The 1,063-nt window shown below is 52.5% G+C and carries 1 rRNA gene; it reads right to left on the bottom strand.

The features are described 5' to 3' along the window. Positions 1 to 36: 36 nt before the first annotated feature. Positions 37 to 1,063 (bottom strand): 23S ribosomal RNA (locus ACZ2V4_RS11670); the annotation flags it as partial.

The following is a 1,063-nucleotide window of genomic DNA, read 5'->3' as shown; positions in this document are numbered from 1 at the left end:
TTCTACCCGGCAATCCCGAATAAAAAATCTATAAAATTGATTAAGTCTTCGATCGATTAGTATTCGTCAGCTCCATACATCACTGTACTTCCACCTCGAACCTATTAACCTCATCATCTTTGAGGGATCTTATAACCGAAGTTGGGAAATCTCATCTTGAGGGGGGCTTCATGCTTAGATGCTTTCAGCACTTATCCCGTCCATACATAGCTACCCAGCTATGCCGCTGGCGCGACAACTGGTACACCAGAGGTATGTCCATCCCGGTCCTCTCGTACTAAGGACAGCTCCTCTCAAATTTCCTACGCCCACGACGGATAGGGACCGAACTGTCTCACGACGTTCTGAACCCAGCTCGCGTACCGCTTTAATGGGCGAACAGCCCAACCCTTGGGACCGACTACAGCCCCAGGATGCGATGAGCCGACATCGAGGTGCCAAACCTCCCCGTCGATGTGAACTCTTGGGGGAGATAAGCCTGTTATCCCCGGGGTAGCTTTTATCCGTTGAGCGATGGCCCTTCCATGCGGAACCACCGGATCACTAAGTCCGTCTTTCGACCCTGCTCGACTTGTAGGTCTCGCAGTCAAGCTCCCTTGTGCCTTTACACTCTGCGAATGATTTCCAACCATTCTGAGGGAACCTTTGAGCGCCTCCGTTACTCTTTAGGAGGCGACCGCCCCAGTCAAACTGCCCGCCTGACACTGTCTCCCGCCACGATAAGTGGCGCGGGTTAGAAAGTCAACACAGCCAGGGTAGTATCCCACCAGCGCCTCCACGTAAGCTGACGCTCACGCTTCAAAGGCTCCTACCTATCCTGTACAAGCTGTGCCGAATTTCAATATCAGGCTGCAGTAAAGCTCCACGGGGTCTTTCCGTCCTGTCGCGGGTAACCTGCATCTTCACAGGTACTATGATTTCACCGAGTCTCTCGTTGAGACAGTGCCCAAATCGTTACGCCTTTCGTGCGGGTCGGAACTTACCCGACAAGGAATTTCGCTACCTTAGGACCGTTATAGTTACGGCCGCCGTTTACTGGGGCTTCAATTCGTAGCTTCGCATA

The sequence above is a fragment of the Macrococcus sp. CoH-51_TC_04 genome, from assembly GCF_058188655.1.
The sequence above is the reverse complement of the archived record's forward strand: the minus strand, read 5'-3'. Positions and strand labels throughout refer to the sequence as shown.